This is a genomic window from Rhodococcus sp. FG69 (assembly GCF_057808915.1).
Window position 1 is genome coordinate 12370 of record NZ_JBMDIX010000021.1, and the last position, 26765, is coordinate 39134.

Sequence of the window (26765 nt, forward strand, 5' to 3'; positions counted from 1 at the left end):
ATGTCCTTCTTCCGATCATGACTTACCCCGGTGAGGTGAATCCGGTCGAACCTCGACGAGCAGGACTGGTTTGACAATGCTCCCAGCGAGAGCCTGCTCTTCTGCTGTATTGATCTCGGAGAGAGGAAAGGTGGTGATCAGACGATCGAAGGGAAAGAGCCCTGCTTTCCACAGTGCTATGAGTGTGGGGATGAAGGTGTGCGGGTTGGCGTCGCCTTCGAGGATGCCGGTGATAGTTCGACCGGCAGTCAGAGCAAGCGGTGCAACGGCTAGATCGCCTTGCTGAACGCCGACCAGAGCCAAGGTGCCGCGTAGCGCTATCGCGTCGAGCGTCGCGGAGATGACTGTGGGCATACCGGTGGTGTCCAGGCCGTACTTGACCCCATCGGGTACGACGTCCCTGATTTGCGCGGTGAGATCTCCGGTCCCGGCGACGATCGTCTCGGTCGCACCGAGTTCACGGGCGAGATCGAGTCGTTTCGTGTTCAGATCGACTGCGATGATCGGCGACGCACCTGCCACCCTCGCTGCCATGATCGCGGACAGACCGACTGCACCCGCCCCTACCACGACGATGCCCTCGCCTGGTCGCACTTTCAGGACCTCGAGAACCGCACCCGCACCAGTCTGCACTCCACATCCGAGGGGGCCGAGCAATTCCAGCGGCAGAGCTTTGTCCACCACAACGACGTTGCGCGCTTCCACTACTGTGTGCGATGCGAACGAGGACTGGCCGAACCATCGGCCTGCGACAGGGCCGCCTGCAGCGTCGGTAAGCGGCGTAGTCCCGTCCAGCGCATAACCACCGAGGTTTCGAGCCAGGAAGGTCTGGCAGTAGGCGGGGTGCGCGTCGATGCAATTCGGGCACGTACCGCACGAATCGAAGCTCAACACCACATGGTCACCCACCTCGGGCGTGGTCACTGCGGAGCCGACCGCCTCAACTACACCGGCCCCCTCATGCCCGAGCACGATCGGCGGCGTACCGAAACCAGCAACGGCCCGGGGCAGGACGTCGGTGTGGCAGTGTCCGACGCCGACGATTCGAACGAGCACTTGATGTGCTGCAGGCTCGGCGAGATCGAGTGTTTCGATGACGAACGGTGAATCTTCGCTTCGCAGAACGGCTGCTTCGATCTTCATCGTGTGGCCCTGTCTATCGATTCTGGCGTGTTGGATGTCAGATAGATCGATTTCGTCTTCTGATAGGAGGCAAGACCTTCCGGGCCGAGTTCCCGGCCGAGGCCGCTGGCCTTGACGCCGCCGAACGGTGATCCGAAGTCGAGCGCGTAGTTGTTGACGCCGATGCTGCCGGTGTCGACGCGGCGGGCGACATCGAGGCCACGCTGCTCATCGCTCGTCCACACCGTGCCCCCAAGACCGAAGTCGGAGTCGTTGGCGATGGCGATGGCCTCGTCGACGTTGCTGTATGGAATGACAGCGAGAACGGGACCGAAGATCTCTTCTCGCGCGATGGTGTGGGAATTGTCTACGTCGGCGAAAATGGTTGGCTCCACGAACCATCCATCGCCGTGATCAACCGGCCGCCTCCCCCCGGTAGTGACTCGGCCACCGTCTGCCACACCCTTCGCAATGTAGCCCCGCACGCGTTGTTGCTGATTCGCCGTGGCCAACGGGCCGATCTGCGTCGCGGAATCGAGGGCATTGCCCACGGTGAGTGAGCGAGCGAAGTCGGTCAGGATGTCGACGGTTTCGCTGTAGCGGCTACGAGGTGCGAGCACCCGGGTGCCCAGGTAGCACGTCTGACCATTGTTCATCAGTGTTGCGGCGAAGAACTGTTCGAGGAGTGAGGGCAGGTCGGCGTCGTCGAGGATGATCGACGCTGACTTGCCTCCGAGTTCGAGTGTCGCCCGTCGGATGAGCCGACCGCACACTTCTCCGATCGCACGTCCTGCGGCTGTGGAACCAGTGAAGGCCACCTTGTCGATACCCGGGTGGGCGACCAGGTACGCGCCGATCTCCCGGCCTCCGGTGATGATGTTGATTACACCGTCAGGAATGTCCGAAGCGGCGATTGCCTCGGCGAGAATGTAGGAATCGAGGACGGTTTCCGGCGAAGGTTTGACCACGACGGTGCATCCCGCAGCCAGGAGAGGAGCCAGTTTGAAGAACGTCAGGGTCTGCGGAAAGTTCCACGGCGCGATGGCGGCCACGACGCCAATTGGTTCCTTCCGAACAATCGTTGTTCCTCCGGCAAACCCGGCCCGGTGTTCCTCGCTCGGCAACTGGGTGGCGAGCTCGGCGTAATAGCGCAGCAGGGTTGCGGGTATGACGGATTCTGTGGCGGAGGAAATCGAGATCGGCATCCCGTTCTGAGTGCTGACCGCGTGCGCGGTGGCTGCAGCGCGTTCATCGAGCGCGTCTGCGAGACTGTGTATCGCTTTGGATCGGGCCTGTGGACTCCAGGTTGACCATTCGCCCTCGTCGAACGCGCGTCGTGCAGCACCGACCGCGAGGTCGACGTCCGCTTCGGCAGCTTCGGGAACACTGTCGATCGAGCGCCCGGTGCTGGCCTCGATCACCTCGATTCGTTGCTGCGTCGTCGGATCGGACCAGCGCCCGTCGATGTAGAACCCTGCAGGTTCGGTTGCAGTCATGAAGTTCCTCCTGAGATGGTTCATGGGCCGGAAGGTCGAGCGAACGGGTGAGTGAATCGATCGTTCATTCCCACAACGTGCTGTTCAAGAACCTCGTGACCGCGTCGACGCCGTGCGCCTGGGCCTGCAACCCTGGCATGGTCATGAAGCCGTGGAAGGCTCCATTCATTCGCTCGACTTGCACAGCGTTGCCCGCGCTTTCGAGGAGTTCGGCATAGTGCAGCCCGTCGTCCCGTAGCGGATCGTGACCAGCGACAACGACCAGTGCGGGCGGAAGGTCGGTGAACACCTTCGCGTTCGCCGGCGTAGCTCGAGGGTCGGTCCGATCCGATTCGTCGCTCAGGTACTGATCCCAGAACCACACCGTGTCGCGAGCTGTCAGTACCGGGGCCTCTGCATTCTCGACCCACGATGCCCTCTCGACCGCGTATTCGGTTGCAGGATAAAGCAATATTTGCGCGGCCAACGGTGGCTCGGCGCCGCGGTCGAGATGGGTGACGGTGGCCGAGATGTTGCCTCCCGCGCTGTCGCCGCCGATCGCGATGCGAGACGGATCGATCTCGAGGGTCGTGGCATCGGCGCGAAGCCAGGCGAGCACAGCGGAAGCTTCGTCGACTGGGACGGGAAACTTGTGTTCAGGTGCGAGGCGGTAGTCGATGGACACTACGGTGATTCCGCTTGCCGCAACGATGCTTCGGCACAGATGATCGACGCCACCGTCGATGGTTCCGAAGGTCCATCCTCCTCCGTGTATGTAGATGAGCACCGGAGTCGGCTGGTGGGATGAGGGGTGGTACGCCCGAACAGGGATGTCTCCGTGGGGGCCCCCGACCTGGTGGTCGGAAACGCTGTGAACATCGGGGGGCGGTGGAGTCTGCGCGTCGCTCTGTCGGCCGAATTCTCGGACCCCGGCAACTCCGAGGCTCGACAGTCCTCCGGGAATGACGGCGGCCAGTTGGTCCGCTATTGCGCTGGCATCGGGATCGAGCGAAGTGCGAGTGCCATCGATAGTCGTCGGATCATTGATAGTCATCAGGTATGCCTTTCTTACCGAGCAGCAGTGGCGGCGGATCGGGCGAATACGAGGCCGTCGAAATCTTTTGTGTCCCACCAATCTTCGATCATATTCCAGAAGTCGATCTCACTGACGTTGTGAACATCGGCGAAAAATCCACGAGCTACGTCACCCTGCCCGCTGTAATAGCCAGGGGTACATGCTTGGTAGTAGGCCGCTCGCATCCGACCCGATTCACGGGTGCGCTGAACCCAGTCCTCCTGTGCGGCAGGGGTGGGTTCGATCGTGCCGGCACCGATAGCGCCGGCGTGCGCGATCACCCGCGCGGCGTGCCGTGCCTTGCGGTCGAGCATGTACGTGAAGTTGACGACGAATGCGTTCTGGCTCAGTCCGAGTTCGACGAAGTTGGGAAATCCATGCGAGAAGAACCCATGCAGGGTCCGAGCGCCGCCCGAAAAATGTTCACGCATCGACAGTCCGTCGCGCCCGACAACGTCGTATCCGTAGCGATCCGTGGAGGCACTTCCGGTTTCGAAACCGGTTGCGAAGATGATGCAATCGACCTCGTAGGTTGTGCCGTCGACGACCACGCCGGTCGAGGTGATGCCGTCGATGCCGCCCGGCGCGGACACCAGGTTCACTCCCGGTCGGTTGAAAGCTCCGAGATACTCATCGTTGAAACATGGCCGCTTGCAGATGAAACCGAACCAGGGCTTGAGCGCCTCGGCAATAGCCGGGTCGTCGATGGACGCGTCGATTCGTTGATGGTTCTCGCGCATGAGCGCCATGTCGGCAATCTCGGCCAACGCCATCTGATCCTCGACAGGCAAACTGTGGGCGGGGACGTCAATGAGGTGTTGGCCGGTCATGCCAGGCATCAGGTGGGTCCAGATGTCGTCGACCAGGTCTTCGTCTTGCGGGTGCCCGTTCATCAAACTTATGAAGTTGTGTTGACGGGCATCTTGCCAACCGGTGCCCAGCTCGGCGGTCCACTGCGGGTCGGTAGGCCGGTTGTTTCGCACTGCAACGACACTGGGGGTTCGCTGGATGACGAACAGTTCTGCGGCATCGCGGGCTAGGAACGGGACCGCCTGCACTCCCGTTGCTCCGGTGCCGACGATTGCGACCTTCTTGTCCCGAAGGTTGTGGAGATTACCGCTAGGGTCGCCGCCGGTGTAGTCGTAGTCCCACCGGCTGGTGTGAAAAATCTTGCCCTGGAATTCGTTGATGCCCGGAACACGCGGGATTTGGGGCTTGTTGAGTGGCCCGTTGGCCCGCAGCAGGAACCGTGCCCTCAATCGGTCACCGCGGTCGGTTCGTATCTCCCATCGTTCGCTGTCGTCGTCCCATTCGGCCGAGGTGACCGCGGTGTGGAACAGCGCTGTGCGATAGAGGTCGAAATGCCGCCCAATGCGCTGGGCGTGCGCGAATATCTCGGCGCCGTCGGCGTACCTCTGTGTTGGAACGTAACCGGTTTCTTCCAGCAGTGGCATGTAAATGTACGACTCGACATCGCACTGAACGCCGGGATACCGATTCCAGTACCACGTACCACCGAAGTCCCCGCCCTGCTCGACGATACGAAAGTCGCTGACACCGTTCTGCGTGAGGTGCGCCCCCGCGACCAGACCCCCGAAGCCGCCTCCGAGGACGGCAACCTCGAGTTCCTCGACCACCGGTTCGCGTGGCTCCAAGTCGGCGTAACGGTCGATGCTGTCCAACTCCAGAGTGTCCGACAGTCCCTGGAACTGCGCCAGGTTTTCTGGCCTCAGTCGCCTGGAGCGTTCGCGGGCGTAGCGCTCACGAACCTCGGCCGGGACGAAGTCGACGGAAACGGGAATTCCTGAGATGGGCAACGTGACGGTCATATCGAGTTCCTCTGTCAGAAGTGTGTGCATGTGTCGAGCAGCGTTTCAAGGGTTCAGACGCACGTTCCGGCGCATGCCGGACTGGTCGTCGGCCGACGTCGAGGAGAAGTCGACCGGCAGTTTCGCAAAGTTGACAGCCTGTTAAATCTGAACAACACTCTGTCATAATGTTGAATGGATCACAATAGTTTGGGTCGACGGTTCGGATCACTGCCGCTACGTAGCCGATCCTCGTCGGGCATCTGGCGAGATTCGGCGACAGTCCGTCTCCATAGCAGGAATCAGCCCCAGGAGTACTTACGATGTATCCCGGCACCTTCGCTGGCGCAAGCCCGGACAAGCCGGCCTTGATCATGGCCGCCTCCGGCGTCACCGTCACCTACGGAGAACTCGAAACGCGGTCCATCAGGCTCGCTCACTACTTCGGTGCCATCGGTCTGCAGCGGGGGGACCACGTGGCGCTGGTCTCGACAAACGAACCCGAGATCTTCGAAATATACTGGGCAGCAATGCGAAGCGGGCTGTACTTCACCGCAGTCAACAGTCACCTCACCGCGCCTGAGATGGCCTACATCATCGATGACTGCGAGGCCAAAGCCGCCATATTCTCCAGCTCGCTACGTGACATCGCCCTTGACGACGAGTTGGTCGACGGCACACCGCGGGTACGCCATCGCCTGGCTTTCGGGGGTGAGATTACGGGTCACACACTGTTGGATGTTGCGGTCCGGAACATGAGCTCCGAGCCACCAGCCGATCAACCGCGGGGCGCGGACATGCTGTACTCGTCCGGCACCACCGGCAAACCCAAGGGCATCGAGCCGTCGCTGCCGGATCGCCAGATTCACGAGCCGGGAGATACGATGACCGCCCTGGCGTCGGCGAAATGGGGATTCACCGAGCAGACGATCTACCTCTCCCCCGCCCCGCTCTATCACGCGGCCCCGCTCCGGACATGCGCAGCGGTCCACGCCCTAGGTGGCACGGCCGTTGTGATGGACCGGTTCGATCCAGAGAAGGCTCTGCAGCATATCGAAGACTTCCGAATCACCCACAGTCAATGGGTCCCAACGATGTTCGTACGCATGCTCAAACTACCCGAGCACGTGCGCTCAGGTTACGACACCACGTCGATGCAGGCGGCAATCCACGCCGCCGCTCCATGCCCCGTCGAGGTAAAACGGGCAATGATCGGATGGTGGGGGCCAATCTTCCTCGAGTACTACTCGTCTACCGAACTGAACGGAATGACACTGATCACCTCTGAGGAGTGGTGCCGCAAACCCGGGTCCGTGGGCCGCGACGACGTCATCGGCACGGCTCACATCTGCGACGAAACGGGGACGGAGCTACCCGCCGGAGAGATCGGATTGCTGTACTTCGAGAGGCCTGAGCTGCCGTTCCAATATCACAACGACCCAAGCAAGACCGCCGGCGCCCAACACCCCGCCCATTCGACGTGGACGACCACCGGGGATATGGGTTACCTCGACGACGACCGCTATCTCTTCTTGACGGACCGGAAGTCGTTCATGATCATCTCGGGCGGCGTGAACATCTACCCGCAAGAAATCGAGAACCTGCTCACTTTGCACCCCGCCATTCTCGATATCGCGGTGATCGGTGAACCACACGCCGAGATGGGCGAATCCGTTCTCGCCGTTATTCAGCCGGCAGACGCCGACGCTGACCACGCGTCCACAGAAGCTGCCATCCGCGATCTCGCCGACCGTTCCCTTGCCCGGTACAAACGCCCCAGACGATACCTTTTCGTCGACCAGCTTCCTCGCACGCCGACCGGAAAGCTCGCGAAACATCGAATCCTTGCACCATAACCCCTCACACGAAAGCGCCACGATGCACAGTCCCGCCGACATCCTCCCCCGTTCCGCACAACAGTTCGGAAACAAGACAGCTCTGATCACCGCAGGCCGAACACTGACTTACAATGAGCTCGACGAAGCTGCGAACTCAGTTGCCCACGGCTTGGCAGAGCACGGTATTCGACCGGGCGAGACCGTTTCGATCTACTCGCAGAACAGATGGGAGTGGATAGTCGCCTATCACGCCGCCCTGAAGGCAGGCGCCGTAGTAAATCCGGTGAACGTGATGCTCACAATGGAAGAATTGACGTTTGTACTCGACAACTGCTCGGCCACAGCAATATTCGCGTCCGGTCAACATGCCGGTCGAGTCCAAGACCTCGCAGAGTCGCTACCCGATCTGAAGACGGTCATCGCATTCGACGATGCACCGCCCGGGACAGTGCCATTCGGCGATCTCGCAGCGATCCGCCCCGCCCCGCTGACGGTGCCGCGGGCCGAGCCCACCGATCCGAGCACCATCGGGTACACCTCAGGGACCACAGGACACCCAAAAGGCGCGGTGCAAAGCCACAGCGCCGTGTTGACGAACTGCGCCATGACAGCAACGATGCACGGCCGCAACGCCGATGACATCGTGGTAACTGCGCTGCCCGCGCCCCACGTCTACGGAAACGTAGCCATCAACAGCACATTCCTCACTGGCGGAACAGTAGTGCTGATGGACCGTTTCGAACCGGCGACTGCCCTCGAGTTGATCGAAGAACACCGCGCGACGATGTTCGAAGGTGTGCCGGCCATGTATTCGATGATGCTTGCCGATGCATTGTTGGCCGACGCCGATCTCAGCTCCTTGACTCGGTGCACGGTCGGCGGTCAGACATTTTCCGTATCGACCCTCCACCAGTGGGAGTCGATATCGGGTGCAAGGCTTATCGAGCTGTGGGGGATGACTGAAATCTCAGGTCTGGGAACGACTCACGCTCTGCACGCAACACCTGAGCCCGGTTCGGTCGGGGTGTCGCTCCCCGGCGTCGATGTCCGGATCGCCGACATGGAGGACCCCGCGCGTTCAGCGCCTACAGGCACACCCGGCGAATTGTTGGTGCGCGGACCAATCGTGATGCTGGGCTATCACGACGACCCCGCCGCCACAGCCGAGGCGATCGACCCCGACGGGTGGATGCACACTGGCGACATCGCGGTCATCGCCGAGACCGGTCATGTGAACATCATCGACCGCCGCAAAGACATGATAATCACTGGCGGATACAACATCTATCCCGCCGAAATAGAGCGAGTTCTCGCTGGCCATCCACATGTCGCCCTCGTCGCAGCAGGTCCCATCCCCGACCCAGTGAAGGGCGAACTGGCATGCGCATACGTCGTGCGCGCCAGCGGAAGCTCCCTCACCGAACAGGAACTTCTCGATTACAGCCGAGATCGCCTGGCTGCCTACAAGCGGCCCCGAACCGTCAAGTTCGTGGAGTCGCTTCCAACGACGTCCTCAGGGAAGATCATGCGCCGCAGGCTGATCGAGGAATTTCCCAGCTGAGCGCCAACCCGACCAAGACCTCCCAAGCACACTGAACACAGGAAGTAGATAAACCATGCGAACCATGAAAGCTGGAGTAATCGATTTCGGAAGCAAAGAATTCGCCATTCGCGAGGTTCCGATACCGGAACCTCGCCACGGCGAAGTGCGCGTGAAAGTAGGAGCTGCCGGGGTATGCCTCTCGGACGTGCACCTGATCAGCGGATTGGTAGCACCACTGCGTAATTCACAAGCACAGCGCACTCTTGGACACGAAGTCGCCGGCACCGTCGACGCTCTCGGCCCGGATGTCCAAACCTGGAAACAGGGGGATCGCGTGACCCTACAGGCTGTAATCGCCAGACCCTGGGGTGTTGACACGATGGGAGTCGATTACGACGGCGGCTGGGCGGAATACGTCGTGGTCCCCGAACAGGTACTGGTTCCTATCCCCGATTCGTTGCCCTTCGACCAAGCCTGCATCATTCCCGACGCGGTCTCGACGCCCTGGGCCGCGATCTGCTCGACAGCGAAGGTGCGGCCAGGGGAATCGACGGCCGTGTGGGGCGTCGGCGGTCTCGGCATTCACGCAGTACAACTGCTACGAATGATCGGCGCCGCACCGATCATCGCAGTGGACCCACATGCCCCTGCGCGGGAAAACGCACTCTCTCGCGGCGCCGATGCAGCACTCGACCCCACCGATACCGACTTCGCCGCTCAGCTGCGCAACATAACCGGCGGGAGTGGCATCGACGCAGCCTTCAATTTCGCCGGCTTCCCCGGAATCGACGAACAAATTCTGCCCTTGTTGTCACCCGGCGGACGGTTGACCATCACGGGATTGAGTGGTCAACCGTTCACAGTCGAGAACACTGTCGCACTGATCGCCTACCAACACTCGATCCTGGGCCACTACGGTTATCTTCCTCCACACGTGGGCCAACTTGTGCAACTGGTGGACTGGCACCGCCTCGATCTGTCGAAATCGGTCTCGGACCACCTTCCGCTCGAACAGGCCGCAGAAGCAGTTCGCAGGCTTGACCAAAAAGTCGGAAATCCCATCAGACTGGTTCTTGTTCCCTGACAGCTCGACTCACCGCTGCGGCAGCGCGTTCCGGGAGATCGCCGGTTCGCGCTGCCCTGGGCGAAAGACCGACCACTCGCGACACCCCTTGACGAAGTGAGCTACCGCGCCGGCAGGGGGTATTCCGTTGCCAGCACCGACTGACCTGTAGCCTTCCGCGGTGTCACCTGTGCCCTAACGAAGACGTGACCGATTCGTCTTGTGATACCGAGCCGTGGCCTGCGGGGTCCGTACTCCGAGGACCAGGGCCAGCGATGTCGGCTCCGGGTTCACGCGGACCCTGATCCAGCCGGAACGGGGGGTACTCATCGCGCATCAAAGCCGCGTAGGCCGCGACGCGAAAGGCCCAACGATTGATGCCCATGATGAAGTCGCCCAGTTCTTTCGGATATCGACCGACGAACAGAAGGCTCAGTCCGACGATGACGACGAGAATGCCGAGTAGGGAACTGAAGAGGTAAGGGCGCGCATTTTCTCCGTCGACCACGTAGAAGCCCGCATACCAGCCACCTGCCAGTAGAGCTAGGACGATGTAGTGCGGGATGGCCAGCAACCACCATTTGACGAGGACGAGGCCGCGCGACAGTTTCTCGGGGTACTCGACATCGAAGTCGGCCGGATAGTCGGTGCGCTGCAGGGTGAACGGAGGGTAGCGATCGGTTCCAAGGGCCGAGTAGCCGTAGAACTGCACCCGCCACGCCCAGCGAAGCACGCCGACGTTGAATTCGAACAGAGTGCGCGGATATCTACCGGTGAACAGGATGGCAAAGCCAGCGACGATGGTCGTGACGAAGAATGCGATACCGAGAAACATCAGGACGATGTAGTGAGGAATGGCCAGCAGCCATTTCACCAACCACAGGCCACGAGACAGGGATGGGTCGCGGATACCGGTGAGTGTGGCCGGGTACGGCGCGATTGGGTTGGAAACCTGCACCGACACACCAGTTGGTTCTGTGCCGCCCGAGCTGGCTTCGACCTGCATTTTCCGGCCCATTCCGACCGTGCTCACCACGATCAATGGCACTCCAGCGATGAGGAATACCGCCGCAGCTCCCAGTACCGCCAGGGTCAGCGCACCGAGGAAATCGAGATGAGCCCCGGGCTGCAGCTGCACCGCCACACCAGGACTGGCATCTGCGTTCATCACGACAGCGGTCCAAGAGCCGTCTCTTAGATCCCACTCGAGTGTTTGGACGCCGGGCCCGCTCGCGCTCGAAGACCACAGTTGTTCTTCGACGGGCGGAGTTGCCGCACGGTCTCCCGGTATCTCGTCGTAAGTCACCGAGAATGGACTGAACGAGACTTCGTCGATCCGGGCGCGGGCAACACCATCCAAGTATCGCGAAACTTGATCAGTTGGGCCTATCCCGATGAACACCTCTGATTCGGTGTCGAGGGGCGTCGCCTTCAACGTGACGTAACCAAGGTTGTCGATTCCCAGCGCGTCGAGGCTGCCCTCGGATTCGAAAATGTCGAAGTTGTCGGAGATGAGCGCACTGGACGTAGTTCGATACTCCTCTGTCGGGAGTGTGGTCTCGTCCCCGTCGCGCTGAACGAAATAACCCCAGGACAGAAAAGCGCCGGCGGCAAGCAACGCGATACCGATGAGTGCGAAGAGACTACCGAAAACGAGCATGACCACTTTGCCGGGTTTCATCGAGGCTCCTTCGATGGATGACGGTGGAGATCGACGACAATCGAGAGATCGTCGCGTAGCCATCGTGCGATTTCGACGCAGGCGGCGATGAGGGTCAGTGGTCACCAGCTTGCTGGGATTTGGTCACACTTTGCGGGCGACAGGTAGCGACGCAAGCGTCGGAAGCCGGCAACGACGCGCGTCACGAAACCGCTGACAGCGCGCTACGCAACTACAACTCGACCGCGTTCTTCGGCACTGCGCCGGGCACAGCCGACATCTCGAGAGCGCATAACCAATGCCGCAGCACTGGGCGGCGCTTATCGCCTATGCGGAATCGCTTCGCTTACGCGGGTCGACCGACGAACGCAACACCCCCGGTGGAGCGGGCCGCATCACGGTATTCAGCAGATCCAACCTCACGGGCGGTTCGACGAGGTCGGACCAGGGATACGTGTCGCCAGTATCGTCCAGGAAGGCCACCGCTTGCGCTAGGTGTCGAGGCTCGTAGTTGTGTACCCCTTTAATCGTCAGCCACTTTCGTACGATGGCTTCGGGGTCCACGGCCACTGCCGGCCCAGGTGCCACCGAACCGGCGAGGACGAGGCGGCCGCCGATGTCGAGCCGGCCGAGGGCCGCCTGGACGGCGGACGATGCACCCGAGAAGTCCACGGCGACATCTACCGACCTGCCGTCGTCTCCGTCGGCTCCGAACGCACGCGCATGTTCCTGACGCACTGCGTCACGATCGACTATGCGCACCGACGCACCCGACTCAGTGGCCACGGCAGCAGCCGTCACGCCGAGCATGCCTGCGCCGACAACCAAGACACGTTTTCCCACCAGGTCCCCTGCCGCTTCCATGACAGCCATCACGGTGGCCGTCGCACAGGCTGCCGGAGCGGCGACGACGTCGGGCATCGAGTCGGGAACGGTGACGACCGCGGTGCCGTGAGGAAGAACGATATGTTGGGCGTAGGAACCACTCAGAACCCAGTCGTTGGTGGCCGGTTCGTGGCCAATCTTGCGCACATCGACACACTTGGCAGTGAATCCGGAAACGCAACGCGAGCACCTGCCGCATGCAACGGTGACCGACCACACCACTCGCTTGCCAACGAGATCGTCGATGCCGTCGCCGACCGCAATGACCGTACCGACGGCTTCGTGCCCGAGGATCGAGGGATACGCTCCGGACCGCCGCCCGGACACGGTGTGCAGATCGCTCCCGCACACCGTGGCGAGGTCGACACGTACCAGTAGGTCTCCCGAATCGAGGGTGGGAATCTCGATGTCCCACATCTCGATACCACTCCCCGTCCATACGGCGGCCTGTGTCAGACCAACAGCGACCTGATCCATCCGGAAATCCTTTCCACGATGTACACGACGACGAAGATGACGAGAACGATGGCACCGGCGACGTCGAAGTTCAGGGTCCGAATGGACTCGAAGAGTAGGAATCCGATACCTCCCGCACCCACGATCCCCAAGATGGTCGACGTGCGGATGTTCACGTCGAGTAAATACAGACTCGACCCGATGATCGCTGGAACAGTCTGTGGTACAACGGCACTCAGTGTCCGATTCCACCAACCGCCACCGACCGAAGCCACCGCTTCGAGAGGACCCGGATCGATCTCCTCGATCGCGTCGGCGACGAGTTTGCCGAGGAAGCCAACGGATCCGATCGCCAGCGCGCAGGTTCCGGCCACCGGGCCGAGTCCGAGCGCCGCAACGAACACCACGGCCAGAATGAGTTCGGGGACAGCGCGAACCAGCAGTATCCAGGATCTCGCGAACCAGTACACCGCGAGATGCGGAGTTGCGTTGCGCGCAGCCAGGACTCCGATGGGGATGGAGAGCACGATACCGATCGCGGTGGCCAGGACTCCGATGGCGACGGTCTGTACGGCGGCGTCGAACAGATCCGCCCCCAGGGACGAGAAGTCCGGTGGGACCATCCGAGCGAACACCTCGATCGACGGCCCGACCCATGTCAGTAGCGACCGCGGATCCAGCTCGAGGACCAGAAACGATGAAATGAGCGCGACGACGAGCACAGTCGACGCAGAGATCCGCATCAGCCGATCGCGCTGAGGTCCCGCCACGGAGGGCACCAGCAGCATGCGACGAAGAGCCATCGCTGCCAACTCCATCGCAGCGATGATCACCAGGATCACCAACACGATACCGAGCGCACGCGGGTAGATCAGTCCACGCAGGGCGTCCTGCAGGGCAAAGCCGATACCGCCGGCCCCGACGAACCCGAGGACTACCGACATGCGTAGGTTGATGTCGATTCGATAGACGAAGGCTCCGATCCACGCCGGAATGACCTGCGGAATCACGCCATTGACCATCTCCCGAACATAGCCGGCTCCGGCAGCCCTGAGCGCCTCTCGCGGCCCCACATCGGTCTCTTCGATGGCATCGGCGAACAGTTTGCCGAGCATGCCGATGGAATGCAGCGCCAGAGCCAGGATGCCGGGTAGCACTCCGATACCCAGAGCCCTGACGAACAGCACCGCGAACAGCAGGTCCGGCATCGCCCGGCAGAACGTGATGACGGCGCGAGCGACGCTGTAGAGAACCGGATGCGGCGAGGTGTTTCGGGCCGCGAGAAACGCCAACGGCACCGAGACGATCGCTGCGAGCACAGTGCCCAGCACTGCCATGAGCAACGTGTCGAGTGCGAGAGAGACGATCCTGCCGGTGTCGTCGACTCGAGGCGGCAGCATCCGTTCGAGAAGGTTGCCGACATCTTCCAGACCATCGATCAAAGTCGTCGGCGCGAAGTCGATGTACCCCGCCGACAGCACCGTCAGAACGAGCGCGGCGACGCCCAGCGCCGGGAACAGCCATCGACGTCGACGTGGATCATCTTGCGCTGCGGTCTTCGTGGGCTTCGGCTCCGCGGTGACGGTCATATCGGTGCCACCGCGGTCACGGCCCCGGGATGGGGTGTGATTCGCTGATAGATCGGCATGATGTCCTCGCGCTGGAGACCGGCCGCCGGGCGATCGAGCACCACCTGGCCGTCACGTAGACCGACGAGGCGATGCGCCCAACCGAGCGCGAGATCGACCTGATGCAACGTGCACACGACGGTCAGCTTTTCCTCACTGCACACCCGCTGCAACAGATCCATCACCACGCCGGCATTCTCGGGATCGAGCGAGGCCACTGGTTCGTCCGCGAGCACGATCCGCGGCCGCTGCATCAGGGTGCGTGCAATCGCCACGCGTTGCTGCTGCCCGCCGGACAGCGTGTCGGCGCGCCGTTCGGCGAAGTCCGCCAGCCCAACTCGGTCGAGACACGCGCGGGCCTCCTCTCGCATCACCTTCGGGTAGGTGAGTGCCCCGTAGCGCGGAATCGACAGGCGGCCGATACCTCCCACAAGTACGTTCTCGAGGCAACTCAACCGTCCGACGAGATTGAAGTGCTGGAAGATGAATCCGACATCTCGGCGCAGTACGCGCACACGGCGACGGTTCGCGAGGTCGACTCGAACGTCGAGGGCGGTGACGCTACCCGAAGTGACGGGATGCAGGCCGTTGATGCACCGCAGCAGCGTCGACTTGCCGGAACCCGAAAGCCCCAGCAGCACCAGCATTTCACTGCGATGCACATCGAGATTCACGTCCCTGAGCGCAGTGGTGGATCCGAACGCCTTGGTGACGTTGCGGACGCTGACCACGACATCGCCGCTGTCCATCGATGCGGACACGATCAGCCCGTGCACTTCTCGGAGCCGGTGACCTCGCACACGTTGCGCACGCCGTCGTAGTCGCCGTCCTGCGCCGGCACGACGCCCCAGGCGTCCTCGTCGGTGATGCGGCATTCTTCGGCGCAAATGCCGTCGGCGACGAAGGCGTCCGAGTTCATGCCCTCACTGAAGACGTCCTGGAGCTTCGCGATGGCGTCGGCACCGAGGTCGTTGTTGGCGGCGAAGAGCGATCCGGCGATCATCTCCGACTTCCACACGGTCTTGAGCTCACCCTGTGCGAGTTCACCGTTGTCGATCATCGTTCTGTCGACCATGGTGTCGAACGCAAATCCGGCGTCGCAGTCTCCCGCTTTGACGGCGAGTGCCGATGCATCATGTCCGCCGGCGTAGATCGGGGTCATCGCGGCGGAGATGTCGGCCTCGGAACCGGAGGAAATGACGTTCTCCTCGATGAGTCCCGCTGTCGGATAGAGGAATCCGGAGGTGGAGCTCGGGTCGACGAAGCAGACCTTCTTGCCTGCATAATCGGCGAGACCGTTCACCGAGGCATTGTCCGAACGAGCGATTCCGTACGACCGGTAGCCGGGAGGAATTCCCTCGTCCTGGACGACGGCACCCAGCGGTGTCATCTCCGCACCGTTGATTCCGGCAACGACATAGGCGAACGGGCCGAAGAACGCGATGTCGACGTTGCCTGCAATGAGGCCCTCGACCACACCGGCGTAGTCAGAGGCCTGGATGAACTCGACCGTCGCTCCGGTCTCGCTCTCGAGGCGCTCGATGACCGGATCGTAGCTGGCTCTCAGGTCGCTCGAGTTCTCGGCGGGAATAGCTGCGAGCGTTATGGTTTCCGGGAATCCTTGGTCGGTGGTGGCACCGCCGGAGGAGCTCGAGCAACCGGCTGCGACCAGAGCTGCGGCAGACAGCACGGCCGCGGTGGTTCCGGCACGACGGCGAGAGGTGGTGATCATGGCGTGGTTTCCGTTCGGTGAGGTTCGAGTGTGACAGGAATTCAGGTCAGAATGATGGGGGGAAGGTCGGCGACGCTGTCGAGTACGTGGGTGGCTCCGGCCTCGCGCAGCTGGTTCTCGGAGTGAGCTCCGGTGAGCACCCCGACCAGCAGGGACGCGCCTGCTCGGCGACCGGACAAGATGTCGCTCGACGTGTCACCGACCACGGCGACGGCAGAAATGTCACTGACCTCGGCGAGCAAAGCAGCCGCGAGGACGAGATCCGGGTGTGGACGGCCACGACCGGCACTCCCGGGTGCGAGGAAGGCGTCGGGCAGATCCCGCCAGCCGAGCGCGTCGATGATGCGATTTTGGGTGGGTGCCGAGAAGCCGGTCGTCAGAACAACGGTGATGCCGGATTCGCGTAACTTCGTGATGGCCTGGGCCGCACCGGGAACGGATACGACTCCGTCGTCGATTCGGGCATCGTAGGCAGATTCGAATGCATGGTTGGCGGCCTGGGCGCGATCCTCGGTTCCGAACAGTGCACGGAAGACCTCGATCTTGGACTGTCCCATCGTGTCGAGGACGTAGCGGCGGGCGTCGTCGCGTTCTGGTCCATTGTCGACGAGTCCGACGGCGGTGGCTGCGGCGTCGAACGATTCCAGTACGAGACCGTCGTCGGTGACGGTGGTTCCTGCCATGTCGAGGACGACAAGTTCGATAGAGGCGCTGATGTTCGAGGTGGTGGAGTTTGGCATATGGAAGAGACTGCCGTTTGGTATAGACCATTGCGTGGAACTCGAGTGAACGAACCGTGAACGTCACACCACAATTAGGTCTAGACCAATCGATGCTATGGTTGGTCCATGGTTGTGTACACCGAACCCCGGGTGCTCAAGCACCAGATCGTGCGCAGAAGCCTCGACGCGATGCTCGACGGCATGTCGGCGGGCGACGCGTTCCCCTCCGAACGTGATCTTGCCGATCGATACGACGTCTCCCGCGAGACACTGCGCCAGGCCATTCGAGAACTGTTGGTAGCCGGTCGAATCGAACGACGCGGTCGTGCGACGGTGGTTGCCGAACCCAAGGTGGTACTGCCGCTGGCCATCGGTTCGTACACTGAGGCCGCGCGGGAGAAGGGAATGAGCGCTACCCGAATTCTGGTCGGGTGGGACGTGTCCCGAGCAGACGGAGTACTCGCGGACCTCCTCGGAATCGAGACCGGCGCAGAGGTGGTACAACTCGAGCGCGTGTTCACCACAGGAGACGTCCGGGTGGGCCTGGAGACGACCCGCATTCCCGCATATCGAATTCCGGGGTTGCAGGACAGCTTCGATCACCGAACGTCGCTGTATGCCGAATTACGATCGCGTGGAATCACTTTCGGACGCGTCGTCGATACCATCGAAACCGTCCTCCCCGATGCCAGAGAAGCGGCATTGCTCACCGTCGACACCCGAACGCCGATGTTTCTGCTCGGCCGCGTCTCGTACGACACGGACGGGGTTCCCATCGAACACCGACGGTCGCTCTATCGCGGAGACCGGATGACCTTCACCGCCGTCATGGATGCCTGACATGACCACAGAAGAAAGACACCTCTCATGACATCGACATACGACGTCGTGGTCGTCGGAGCCGGTATCGTCGGCCTCGCACACGCCTACCACGCTCATCGACGCGGGCTCACCGTAGCGGTGGTCGATCACGCCGACCGTGTCGCAGGCGCCTCGGTGCAGAACTTCGGACACGCCTGCATCACAGCGCAATCCGGTGCCGCGCTCGAATACGCCCGCACCGGGCGCAGTCACTGGCTCGACCTCGCACGTACGGCGGGCTTCTGGGCTGCGGAATCGGGGACGCACTGCGTTGCCCGGCACGAGGACGAGTTCGCGGTGCTCGAACAGTTCGCCGAACTGCGCGGCGGCGACCACGCGCAGTTGCTGGACCGCAACGAGTTACTTGACCGGCTCCCCATTGCCGATACCGACGTCGTGGGCGGCATGTATATGCCGACCGATGTTCAGGTGGACCCACGTACTGCCGCACCGGCCATCGCGCGGTGGCTCGACAACTCCGGGGTGAACTTCTACTGGCGCACCGCCGCAACGTCGTTCGCACCGGGCGTCGTCCACACCTCGCGCGGCGAGCTACATGCCGGCACCACCTTCGTCACCGTCAACCACGACATCGATCGATTGTTTCCCGAGTACGCCGAACGAAGCGGACTGGTGCGGTGCCGACTGCATATGCTGCGCGCCACAATGCCCCTGCGCGTACCGCTCCCCTCTCCGCTGTTCACCGGTTGGTCGCTGCTCCGGTATTCGGGTTTCGAAGCCCTGCCAGCCGTCGCAGACGTCGCTGCACGCCTGCAGGCCCACCATCCCGGCTACGTCGAACTGGACCTTCATCAGATGTATACCCCACAACCGGATGGGTCGATTCTGCTGGGCGACACACACGTTCGCGAGATCACCACATCCCCGTTTCAGAGCGAAACGGGCTTCGAGGTGCTACTTACCGAAGCCAAAGCACTGTTCGGAGTCGACCGCATCGACGTCACCGAGCGGTGGCAGGGCACCTACTGCTCGGCACCAGGATCGGAATTCCTGCTCGAACAACCCCTCGACAGAGTGCACATCGTCACCGTCACCACCGGCATCGGGATGACCACCAGCATGGGACTCGCCGAGTCCCAGATCATCGATGCTGGACTCGACCGGACCAGCCCACTCACGCCTTGCTGAGCGGCCAGGAGCTGGCTATTCGCACTTGCCGAACGCGTCGACTCGGCGCAACGCTCACTTGCCACAGCGCCAATTGCACCGTCCCAGGCATTTTCTGAGTCCTATTGCGCACAAACGTCGGTACCGACGCAGGGTGGCGCACCACCTCGGTTGAGTCACTGCACCTTCCCGACCTCGCCCATTCGCGCACAGAAAGCTCGGTCGTTCTTCTCCGAGTGGCAGAGATCAGATGCGCTGGTCGACTGACCAATCGCAGAGAGGCAAGATAAATCAACTAGACGGCCTCATGCTGTCAACGCGACACACAAGGGTGACTGACAGGATTCCCGCGATCTCCAACTGGCACGAGGCCCGTCCACCGGCGCAAATCCTTGGGCGCCGGCACGGCACTTCAGGCCGATGGCTGGCCTGGGCAGTCAGTTGCGACGCTCGGTGAGGTGCACGGTCACCACATCGCCGTCGGACTTGCCGATCGCCTTGCGGACCGCAGAGTTGACCGGGAGCTTGTGGGTACCGTCGCCGAGCGCCATGAACGCACCCTGGAAGGGGTGACCGTCGACGGTCCCAGTGACCTTGACCAAGCCGCGGGTGCCGAGAATGGTCGCCGAATCGGGCAGCTTCACGCACGTCCACGTGTCCCCTTCCTGCGCTTTACCGAGGGTTGCGGTGAAACGGATGTCCAGTGGTCCGGGCATGGGATGCTCCTGCCGTGCGTTGGTGGTCATGATGGATATAGACCATGTCAGACGGTCGAACTCATCGCTGTCGTCAGGCCGGTTCGATCACTCGGTTGTGCCGAACCGTGACAGCGGGACTGGATCCTCTTCGTCTTCGGGCAGCCGCACCTCGAATCGCCCCACCGACTGAGTTCCATCAGCGACCGCCTGCCCGGCGAATTCAGTTGCCGTGGCCCGCGCGGAGGCCGGGGGCCATCGCGATGTCAGTCAGTTGCTGAACCGTCAGGACGCTGTCGGCGGACGCGTCGACTCGGCTGCCGTCGGGCGCGTATACCCTTACTCGACTCCTGGTCTCGCCGGACGTCGTGTCGACGGCGGTGCCGTCGCCGAGGGTTCGACGCTCGTCGACGTACCCGGCGAAACACGGCCCGACGGGTTGGTCGGATGTCGATAGCATGACGGTCAGGTCGCCCACCGCCCCGCCCAGTGAGATAGTTCCGTGCGCGGTGGCGTCGACGTCGAACGTGAGCGGCGGGAACATCGGATCTGGTTTCACTGTGGTACCAGAGGGCAGCGCCTGAATCAAGGCGTCGGACATGGTTGTGGCGTCGAACCCCGTTGGCGCGGAGTCGTCGCCGACGAATGCGTAGTTGATCCGCTGCATGTCCTCGGGCTGGATGACCTCGTCGCAGCCGGGAATCGCGACGGCGTCAGGCTGCGAGTCGTCGAGCAGCCCCGCGACAAGGATGCCCACCGCGACGATGCCGACGACGACCGCCGTCGTCGACCACGCCGATTTCGAACCACGCTCGCTTGCCATCCTGTCACTGTGCCTCGCCGGTGATGGCTCTGTTCGGGCGGGGCTCGAACGCCGGATCCGCTCGTGTTGGTCGCGCACGATCCCCACGGACCCAGACCGTGCCGTCGTTGCATAGGGTGAGGGTCGACGGCAGCCGGAGCTCGCTGCACGTGCAACGCGACTATGCCCAAGTCGAGGGCGTCACGGATCCCACAGGCCGTCGACGAGGTCGCTCCGCTTTTCAATCGACTCAGGTCGATCACCGAGCTCGTCAGTGGTGTTCGCTCGCGCTGCCAGTCGTGTCGACGGTTGCACGCACGTCGACGCCGTAGATTTCCGGAAGCTCGGTACTGCAGAGTCCACGAGCCTCGCTGGCGGAGACACCCAAAGCTCTGAGCACACGCTCCGTCGTGCCATCGACGGTTGTCGCCTCGTCTCGCTCAGGTTGGGCGAGCAGCAGCCGCCCCATGGACAGCAGGGAACCGGCCACGATCGCGAGTGCGAGATCTGCGTCGTCCACGTCGAATCGTCCTTGGGCGAAGGCTGATTCGATATCGCGGCGTGAACGCGGCGCCAAACCTCTGGCTGCGGCGAACGCCGCAGCCTCGGAGTTGAGCAGGACGAGACTCAGTTGCGGCTCGAGGCGGAAGAGTCGTCCGGACAACCGAAAAGACTGGGTGAACTTCTCGACCGGGTCGTCCAGGCCGACAGTGAGTGAATCGAGGTAGTCGCCGATGGATTCGAGTGCTGCATCGATGGCCGCCTGCCACAGCTCCTCTTTGGATTCGAAGTAGTTGTAGAACGATCCGTTGCTGACGTCGGCGGCCTGGGTGATTTCCAGAACGGGTGCGTTGGTGTTGCCGCTGGCCAGGAAACCTTGCGCAGCCTTGACGAGCGCGGCTTTGGTGCGAGCCTTCCGGCGCTCGATTCGGTTGACTTCGGCCAAGGTGTGCTCCTGCTCGCGGGATTAGACGGGCAGCCTATCGCGGAACAAAAATGACGAATTCGTCAAAAAAGCTTGACGGGGGCGGCTCCCATGGGTGACGATATCGTCAAAGACTGGCGAGCATCGCCAGATCCGTGGCTGTCTCGAGGACTTTGATGACAACGAACGTTTCGATCCCGCAGTACCGCACAGACATCTACTCCACCCAGAGCATTCTCGATCCGTACCCGCATTACGCGACGCTACGCGCGCTCGGCCCCGTGGTGTGGCTTCCGCATCAGCAGGTGTTCGCCGTTTCGCGTTACGCCGACTGCAAGGCAGTGTTGCTCGACGACGAGACATTCGTCTCGGGGGACGGCGTCGCACTCAACCCGGTGGCCAACAGATTGGGCCGCGGCACGACTCTCAACAGTGACGGCGACGAGCATGCAACGAAGCGCTCGGTCCTGGCTCACCGCCTGACCCCCAAGGCAGTGCGAAAGATGACGTCGGCGGTGGAGGAGAAGGCCGAGAGCATCGTCGACGCGGCCCTGAGCAAGCAGTCCGTCGACGGTGTCGATGATCTCGCGACGGCTCTGCCGATGTCGATCGTGCCCGATCTCGTGGGTTGGCCCGAGGACGGGCGTGAGGATCTCCTACGCTGGGCGGGAGCAACATTCGACTCACTCGGCCCCGTCAACCGGCACTCGGTCGCCGCCGTCAAGGGCGCCGCCGAAATGCTGGCCTTCTCGAGGCGGGTGGTGCGAGAACGATCGGTAATTCCCGGGAGTATGGGCGACGACGTTCTGAAAGCCGCCGACGAGAACAAGATCGCCAAGTCCTCGTGCCCGGCACTGATGATCGACTACCTCGGACCCTCGCTCGACACCACCATCGGTGCGATCTCCGGTGCACTCGACCTGTTCGCTCGCCACCCACAGCAGTGGCAGGCGATCCGGCAGAACCCGGATCTGATTCCCAATGCCGTCAACGAGGTCGTCAGATACGAATCGCCCATCAGAGCCTTCTCGCGCCGAGCTGTGCGCGACGTCGAGATCGACGGATCACGAGTCCCGAAAGGTGCACGCGTACTGGTGATCTACGCGTCGGCCAACCGCGACGAGCGCGAATGGGACAGCCCCGATTCCTTCGACATCACCCGAGACGCTGCTCGCCAGCTCGGCTTCGGATCCGGCGTGCACGGTTGCGCGGGCCAGGGTCTCGCGCGCTTGGAAACGCAAACCATGCTTCGGGTGCTGGCGCGACGGGTCGAACGATTCGTGCCCGCCGGAACGCCCAAGCGGGCCGTCAACAACGTCATTCATCGATACGAACGTCTGCCACTGCACTTGGTGGCGGCAGAAGGGACACAGCTGTGAGAATCGACGTCGATTGGGACCGGTGCGAGGGCCATGGAATATGCGCCGACCAGGCACCGCAAGTGTTCAGCCTGGACGACGAAGGCGAACTGCATTACGCATTCGACAACGACGACATTCCCGACGACCTCGCGCCCTCGGCGCGGTCGGCCATCGGTGTGTGTCCGGTCGCGGCATTGAGAGAACAGGCGTGACGTCGGTCGCTCGCAGCATCGTCATCGTCGGAGATTCCATCGCCGGATGCACCGCAGCTCGTGAGCTCCGTGCTCGCGGGCACGCCGGCCCACTGATCATGATCGGTGCCGATCCCGACGGTTGCTACGCAAGACCGCCGCTGTCGAAGCACGTCCTCAAAGATGACGCGGTCAACGCGGAAACGTGGGACCTGTCGGATCTCGACCTCACGTCGATCGTCGATCGCGCGGTGTCGGTGAATACCGAAGCCCGCACCGTTACCACCGCCGTCGGCACCGACATCTCCTACGACGCTTTGATCGTGGCCACCGGCGCGGCCGCGCGTCGCATCGCGGGTCCGAATCAATCGGGCGAGACCGTATTGCGGACGTTCGCCGACGTCCGTGCACTGCGCCCGACATTGGACGAGGCTCGAACCGCAATCGTCGTCGGTGCCGGCTTCCTCGGGATGGAGGTCGCCAGTGCCTGCGTTGCGCGCGATATCGCGGTGACCGTTGTCGATGTCGATCCTCCGCTGAAGCGGCTCCTGGGCCCCTACCTGTCCGACGCGATCGTGGCGAGGGCCGCAGCCGCATCGGTCGAGTTCGTACAGGCTGAGAGCCCGGTCGCGTTGACCGGAGATCGTGTCGTGGGCATAGAGATCGCAGATCGAATTCTCACTGCCGATCTGGTCGTCACGTGCGCCGGCGATGTCCCCGAGACAGGGTGGCTCGACGGCTCCGGTATCGCCGACGGGCGCGGGGTGGGTATCGACGACCTGTGCGCGACAGCGGTTCCCGACGTATTCGCTGCCGGAGATGTCACCTACTCGCGAGCGGCGTCCGGCCGAGCACCGTTCTGGTCGAATGCGGTCGCGCAGGGCAAAGTGGCCGCGGCATCCGCGCTCGGTCTCGAGACGACGTGCGCACCTACCGACGATTACTTCTGGACCGAGATCCTTGGGCTGTCGATCAAAGTTGTCGGTCCACTCCCCCTGCTCGGTGAGCCGGCCGTCATCGAAGGCTCCGTCGCGGACGGATCGGCATTGCTGCAGTGGAGTCACGACGACGGCCGCACCACCATCGTTGCCTTCGGAATCAAGAAGTCCGTCGGTCTACTCAGACGGTTGGCTCGCGAGACCGCTATCCCCACCACATAAGGAAATGCTCATGAATTTCGCCTCCCCCTCCAACCTCGCTCGTCGGCTCCCCGAGGCGGTCGGACTCGCACGCGCAGCGATCGGCATCGCCCACATGATCGCACCCACTCGAGCCAACGAATTGCTCGCCGGACCCGAGGCTGCGGTCGCCACAACGCGAGCTGCCGCCCGCACCTTCGGAATTCGCGAAATCTACATCGGCGGCGGACTGTACGCCGCAACCAGGTATGCCCCGAAGACGGTGCGCACGCTGCTTCGCGCAGGCGTGGCCGTCGACATCTGGGATACCGCAGCCTTCGCTCTCACCGCACACTTGCCCCAGAGGACGCGGGTGGCCGGCTGCGCCATCGCCGGCTCCTTCGTGATTGCCGGAGCCCTCGCAGACATGCAACTCGCCCGATAGATTCGGTCGACCTCAGCCCTCTACTCGAAATGTCGGTGGCCATCGGTACCGGCCGGATTACTACACCGGAGCCGGCAATGAGAACAATCGGAATCCAACTCCGCTGACGCCTGCCCTGCGCAACGACGGTGCGGACACCGATCGTGGCTCCACCGCAACGAAGTAGGAGCCGCGACGCCTGCACGTATCGGTAAAAATGCTCCTGTGCTTCCCCTCCCTGGGGAGTCGACCGGTGCCCGCTCGAATAACGCCTTTGCGTACCTGTACAGATCACCCAGAAGGAATAGTATGACCAGCAACAACATTCGCTTGCTCCGGGACGTCGACGTGGTCATCATCGGGTTGGGTCCGACCGGTGCGACGGCAGCGAATCTTCTAGGACAACGGGGTATCACCACTGCGGTGATCGAACGCGACATCTCGATCTATCCGCGCCAACGAGCGATAGCCTCGGACGAAGACGCGCATCGTGTCTGGCAGGGGCTGGGTTTGTTCGACGAGATGATGGCCACCATGTCCGCTGACGTCCGCGTGCATTTCAAGCACGGCGGCAAGACGTTTCTGTCGATGTTGTCGGCGGAAAGTCGCGATCAGGGCGTGCCGGGTATGGCTTACTACCATCAACCCGAGCTCGAGCGCGTACTTCGCGCGGGAATCACCCGGTTCCCCACTGTCACCGTCAGGTCGGGCTTCGAAGCCGTCGGTGTCAGCCAGGACGCTGGCTCGGCCACCATCATCCTCCGTCCCGTCGACGGCGGTGAAGACCAGCTGATCAGGTCGCGCTATGTGATTGCCGCCGACGGTGGATCGAGCTCGATACGCAAGCTACTCGGTATTGCTTTGCCGGGCAAGCACATCGAAGAACCGTGGTTCGACATTCAACTGCGGGCGTGGTACGACCTCCCCTCCGATGCCCCGTTGGATTTCACTTTCATTTCCGACCCCAGGCGGCCTGGTGTGGACTGCCCGTGTCCGATGGGCTACCACCGTGTCGAGTACCGGGTCAACAAGGGTGAAACAGTAGAGCAGTTGCAGACCGAGGCAGGCCTTCGCGGTCTGCTGGCCGAACGCGGAATCGACTACGACCAAGTCGAAATATTCCGTAGCTGGGGTTACACCTTTCATATCAGACAAGCCGAACAGTGGAGCAAAGGGCGGGTGTTCCTGGCCGGAGATGCCGCGCATATTATGCCGCCGTTCGCCGGACAAGGCGTGTCGTCCGGTGTCCGTGACGCCGCGAACCTCTGCTGGAAGCTCGATGCGGTGCTCAACGGTAGCGCCGATGCGGAACTACTGCAGACGTACGAAGCCGAGCGCCGACTCAATGTCGAACAGCTGACCAAATTTTCGCTACGCATCGGCCGCATCGTGATGCTCGAGAACGAGACCGCGGCGCGCATACGCGATGGCCTCTTCGTGGCGGCGTCGAAAGTGCCAGGTGTGTCGCGCCTACTCGCGGGCAATGGGCTCAAGCCGTTGTACAAACTCGGCACCAAGGGCGGGTTCTTCGGTATCGAATCATCGCGCCACAGTCCACGCGGAACATTCATCAAACAGCCCTGGGTGGTGGGATCGGACCTCACACCCGTACGCCTGGACACCGTGCTCGACAACAAATGGACCTGGGTCGGCTTCCCGTCAGCGCCGATCCCAAAGCAACTGGCGGAGGCCGGAGTTGCCGAGGTGAAACTCGAATACGCCTCGGCGATCGCCAGCCACCAAGTCGCCGCGGGCCATTTCGTGGACAGCGAAGGTGTGCTCGAGCGGCAGATGCGACGAGCCCGCGCCGACGGCTTTCTTGTTCGACCCGATCGGTTCATATACTGCAGCGACCACGAGTTCGCCCCGGGAGATCACCGCAGGGTGGCCGCGGCCGTGGTGGGTGGACTGCACGTTGCCGAGAACCGAGCCTGATGCTCACCGGGCGAGATCAACCGCGCATCGACAATGCACCCGAAGATGGGTCGTGGCGGATGCGCGGCGCCTGTCGCCAACTACCCAGTGACATCTTCTTTCCCCCGCCCGGGAATCATCGGCTTCGATTGGAACGGCAGGCCAAAATGATCTGCGGCCGCTGCCCCGTCCTCATGCAGTGCCGAAGCTTCGCCATCGCACACCAAGAACCACACGGCATCTGGGGCGGTCTGACGGCCCGCGAGCGAAACCGGACGGCACGCGCAGTCCTGCGCGGTAGATCGCGACCAACACTCAGACAGAACGACATTCGATAGG

At 62.5% G+C, this 26765-nt stretch carries 24 protein-coding genes; 11 read left to right on the top strand and 13 right to left on the bottom strand.

Going from position 1 to position 26765, the window contains the following annotated elements; genetic code table 11:
• Positions 1-15: 15 nt before the first annotated feature.
• The 4 genes from ACODSO_RS17245 to ACODSO_RS17260 all read right to left on the bottom strand — a co-directional run bounded on the left by ACODSO_RS17245 (position 16) and on the right by ACODSO_RS17260 (position 5501).
• Positions 16-1143 carry an NAD(P)-dependent alcohol dehydrogenase gene (locus ACODSO_RS17245; protein WP_489037993.1) on the bottom strand — a complete coding sequence of 376 codons (1128 nt, stop codon included), beginning with the start codon at positions 1141-1143 and terminating at the stop codon, positions 16-18.
• Positions 1140-2618: an aldehyde dehydrogenase gene (locus tag ACODSO_RS17250; protein ID WP_489037994.1), complete on the bottom strand. Its 1479-nt coding sequence runs from the start codon at positions 2616-2618 to the stop codon at positions 1140-1142. Before ACODSO_RS17250 ends, ACODSO_RS17245 begins: the two co-directional genes overlap by 4 nt.
• Positions 2619-2682: 64 nt before the next feature.
• Positions 2683-3651: an alpha/beta hydrolase gene (locus ACODSO_RS17255; RefSeq protein WP_489037996.1), complete on the bottom strand. Its 969-nt coding sequence runs from the start codon at positions 3649-3651 to the stop codon at positions 2683-2685.
• Positions 3652-3665: 14 nt separating this feature from the next.
• Positions 3666-5501 (bottom strand): flavin-containing monooxygenase, encoded by a 1836-nt coding sequence (locus tag ACODSO_RS17260; protein ID WP_489037997.1) that lies wholly within the window; start codon positions 5499-5501, stop codon positions 3666-3668.
• 302 nt (positions 5502-5803) lie between these two features.
• Between ACODSO_RS17260 and ACODSO_RS17265 the strand changes: the two genes are divergently transcribed.
• From ACODSO_RS17265 to ACODSO_RS17275, 3 genes are all read left to right on the top strand, one after another.
• The gene (locus ACODSO_RS17265) at positions 5804-7336 is read left to right on the top strand and encodes an acyl-CoA synthetase (protein WP_489037998.1); all 1533 of its coding nucleotides are present in this window, start codon (positions 5804-5806) and stop codon (positions 7334-7336) included.
• A gap of 22 nt (positions 7337-7358) precedes the next feature.
• Positions 7359-8879, top strand: a complete 1521-nt coding sequence (locus tag ACODSO_RS17270) for a class I adenylate-forming enzyme family protein (protein WP_489037999.1) — start codon at positions 7359-7361, stop codon at positions 8877-8879.
• Between the two features lie 64 nt (positions 8880-8943).
• Positions 8944-9945, top strand: a complete 1002-nt coding sequence (locus tag ACODSO_RS17275) for a zinc-binding dehydrogenase (RefSeq protein ID WP_489038000.1) — start codon at positions 8944-8946, stop codon at positions 9943-9945.
• A 163-nt stretch (positions 9946-10108) separates the two neighbouring features.
• Here ACODSO_RS17275 and ACODSO_RS17280 read toward each other — a convergent pair whose 3' ends face one another.
• From ACODSO_RS17280 to ACODSO_RS17305, 6 genes are all read right to left on the bottom strand, one after another.
• Positions 10109-11605: a DUF4389 domain-containing protein gene (locus ACODSO_RS17280; protein ID WP_489038001.1), complete on the bottom strand. Its 1497-nt coding sequence runs from the start codon at positions 11603-11605 to the stop codon at positions 10109-10111.
• Between the two features lie 306 nt (positions 11606-11911).
• Positions 11912-12946: a zinc-binding dehydrogenase gene (locus tag ACODSO_RS17285; RefSeq protein ID WP_489038002.1), complete on the bottom strand. Its 1035-nt coding sequence runs from the start codon at positions 12944-12946 to the stop codon at positions 11912-11914.
• Entirely contained in the window at positions 12922-14514 is a 1593-nt protein-coding gene (gene phnE, locus ACODSO_RS17290; RefSeq protein WP_489038003.1) for a phosphonate ABC transporter, permease protein PhnE, read from the bottom strand. Before phnE ends, ACODSO_RS17285 begins: the two co-directional genes overlap by 25 nt.
• Positions 14511-15302: a phosphonate ABC transporter ATP-binding protein gene (phnC, locus tag ACODSO_RS17295; RefSeq protein WP_489038074.1), complete on the bottom strand. Its 792-nt coding sequence runs from the start codon at positions 15300-15302 to the stop codon at positions 14511-14513. Before phnC ends, phnE begins: the two co-directional genes overlap by 4 nt.
• A 14-nt stretch (positions 15303-15316) precedes the next feature.
• The gene (locus tag ACODSO_RS17300; RefSeq protein WP_489038004.1) at positions 15317-16285 is read right to left on the bottom strand and encodes a phosphate/phosphite/phosphonate ABC transporter substrate-binding protein; all 969 of its coding nucleotides are present in this window, start codon (positions 16283-16285) and stop codon (positions 15317-15319) included.
• Between the two features lie 41 nt (positions 16286-16326).
• Complete coding sequence (locus ACODSO_RS17305; protein ID WP_489038005.1) at positions 16327-17025, bottom strand: phosphonatase-like hydrolase; 699 nt, start codon at positions 17023-17025, stop codon at positions 16327-16329.
• A 108-nt stretch (positions 17026-17133) separates the two neighbouring features.
• Here ACODSO_RS17305 and ACODSO_RS17310 point away from each other — a divergent pair, with 108 nt between their 5' ends.
• Positions 17134-17847 (top strand): GntR family transcriptional regulator, encoded by a 714-nt coding sequence (locus ACODSO_RS17310; protein ID WP_489038006.1) that lies wholly within the window; start codon positions 17134-17136, stop codon positions 17845-17847.
• Between the two features lie 27 nt (positions 17848-17874).
• Positions 17875-19017, top strand: coding sequence for a TIGR03364 family FAD-dependent oxidoreductase (locus ACODSO_RS17315; protein ID WP_489038008.1), 1143 nt, complete (start codon positions 17875-17877; stop codon positions 19015-19017).
• A gap of 416 nt (positions 19018-19433) precedes the next feature.
• On the opposite strand, the gene ACODSO_RS17320 is transcribed toward ACODSO_RS17315, so the two are convergent.
• From ACODSO_RS17320 to ACODSO_RS17330, 3 genes are all read right to left on the bottom strand, one after another.
• Positions 19434-19742: a DUF1905 domain-containing protein gene (locus ACODSO_RS17320; protein ID WP_489038009.1), complete on the bottom strand. Its 309-nt coding sequence runs from the start codon at positions 19740-19742 to the stop codon at positions 19434-19436.
• Between the two features lie 172 nt (positions 19743-19914).
• Entirely contained in the window at positions 19915-20514 is a 600-nt protein-coding gene (locus ACODSO_RS17325) for a hypothetical protein (RefSeq protein WP_489038010.1), read from the bottom strand.
• A 250-nt stretch (positions 20515-20764) separates the two neighbouring features.
• Positions 20765-21439: a TetR/AcrR family transcriptional regulator gene (locus ACODSO_RS17330; RefSeq protein ID WP_489038011.1), complete on the bottom strand. Its 675-nt coding sequence runs from the start codon at positions 21437-21439 to the stop codon at positions 20765-20767.
• 155 nt (positions 21440-21594) lie between these two features.
• Here ACODSO_RS17330 and ACODSO_RS17335 point away from each other — a divergent pair, with 155 nt between their 5' ends.
• The 6 genes from ACODSO_RS17335 (at position 21595) to ACODSO_RS17360 (ending at position 26764) form a co-directional block, all read left to right on the top strand.
• The gene (locus ACODSO_RS17335; RefSeq protein WP_489038012.1) at positions 21595-22797 is read left to right on the top strand and encodes a cytochrome P450; all 1203 of its coding nucleotides are present in this window, start codon (positions 21595-21597) and stop codon (positions 22795-22797) included.
• Entirely contained in the window at positions 22794-22991 is a 198-nt protein-coding gene (locus tag ACODSO_RS17340; RefSeq protein ID WP_489038013.1) for a ferredoxin, read from the top strand. The genes ACODSO_RS17335 and ACODSO_RS17340 overlap by 4 nt, the downstream gene beginning before the upstream one ends.
• A complete protein-coding gene (locus ACODSO_RS17345) occupies positions 22988-24130 on the top strand; it encodes an NAD(P)/FAD-dependent oxidoreductase (RefSeq protein ID WP_489038014.1) in 1143 nt (380 codons plus the stop codon). Before ACODSO_RS17340 ends, ACODSO_RS17345 begins: the two co-directional genes overlap by 4 nt.
• A gap of 10 nt (positions 24131-24140) precedes the next feature.
• Positions 24141-24533, top strand: coding sequence for a hypothetical protein (locus ACODSO_RS17350; protein WP_489038015.1), 393 nt, complete (start codon positions 24141-24143; stop codon positions 24531-24533).
• Positions 24534-24821: 288 nt separating this feature from the next.
• On the top strand, positions 24822-26447 hold the full coding sequence (locus ACODSO_RS17355) for an FAD-dependent monooxygenase (RefSeq protein ID WP_489038016.1): 1626 nt from the start codon (positions 24822-24824) through the stop codon (positions 26445-26447).
• 59 nt (positions 26448-26506) lie between these two features.
• On the top strand, positions 26507-26764 hold the full coding sequence (locus ACODSO_RS17360; RefSeq protein WP_489038075.1) for a WhiB family transcriptional regulator: 258 nt from the start codon (positions 26507-26509) through the stop codon (positions 26762-26764).
• Position 26765: the final 1 nt, after the last annotated feature.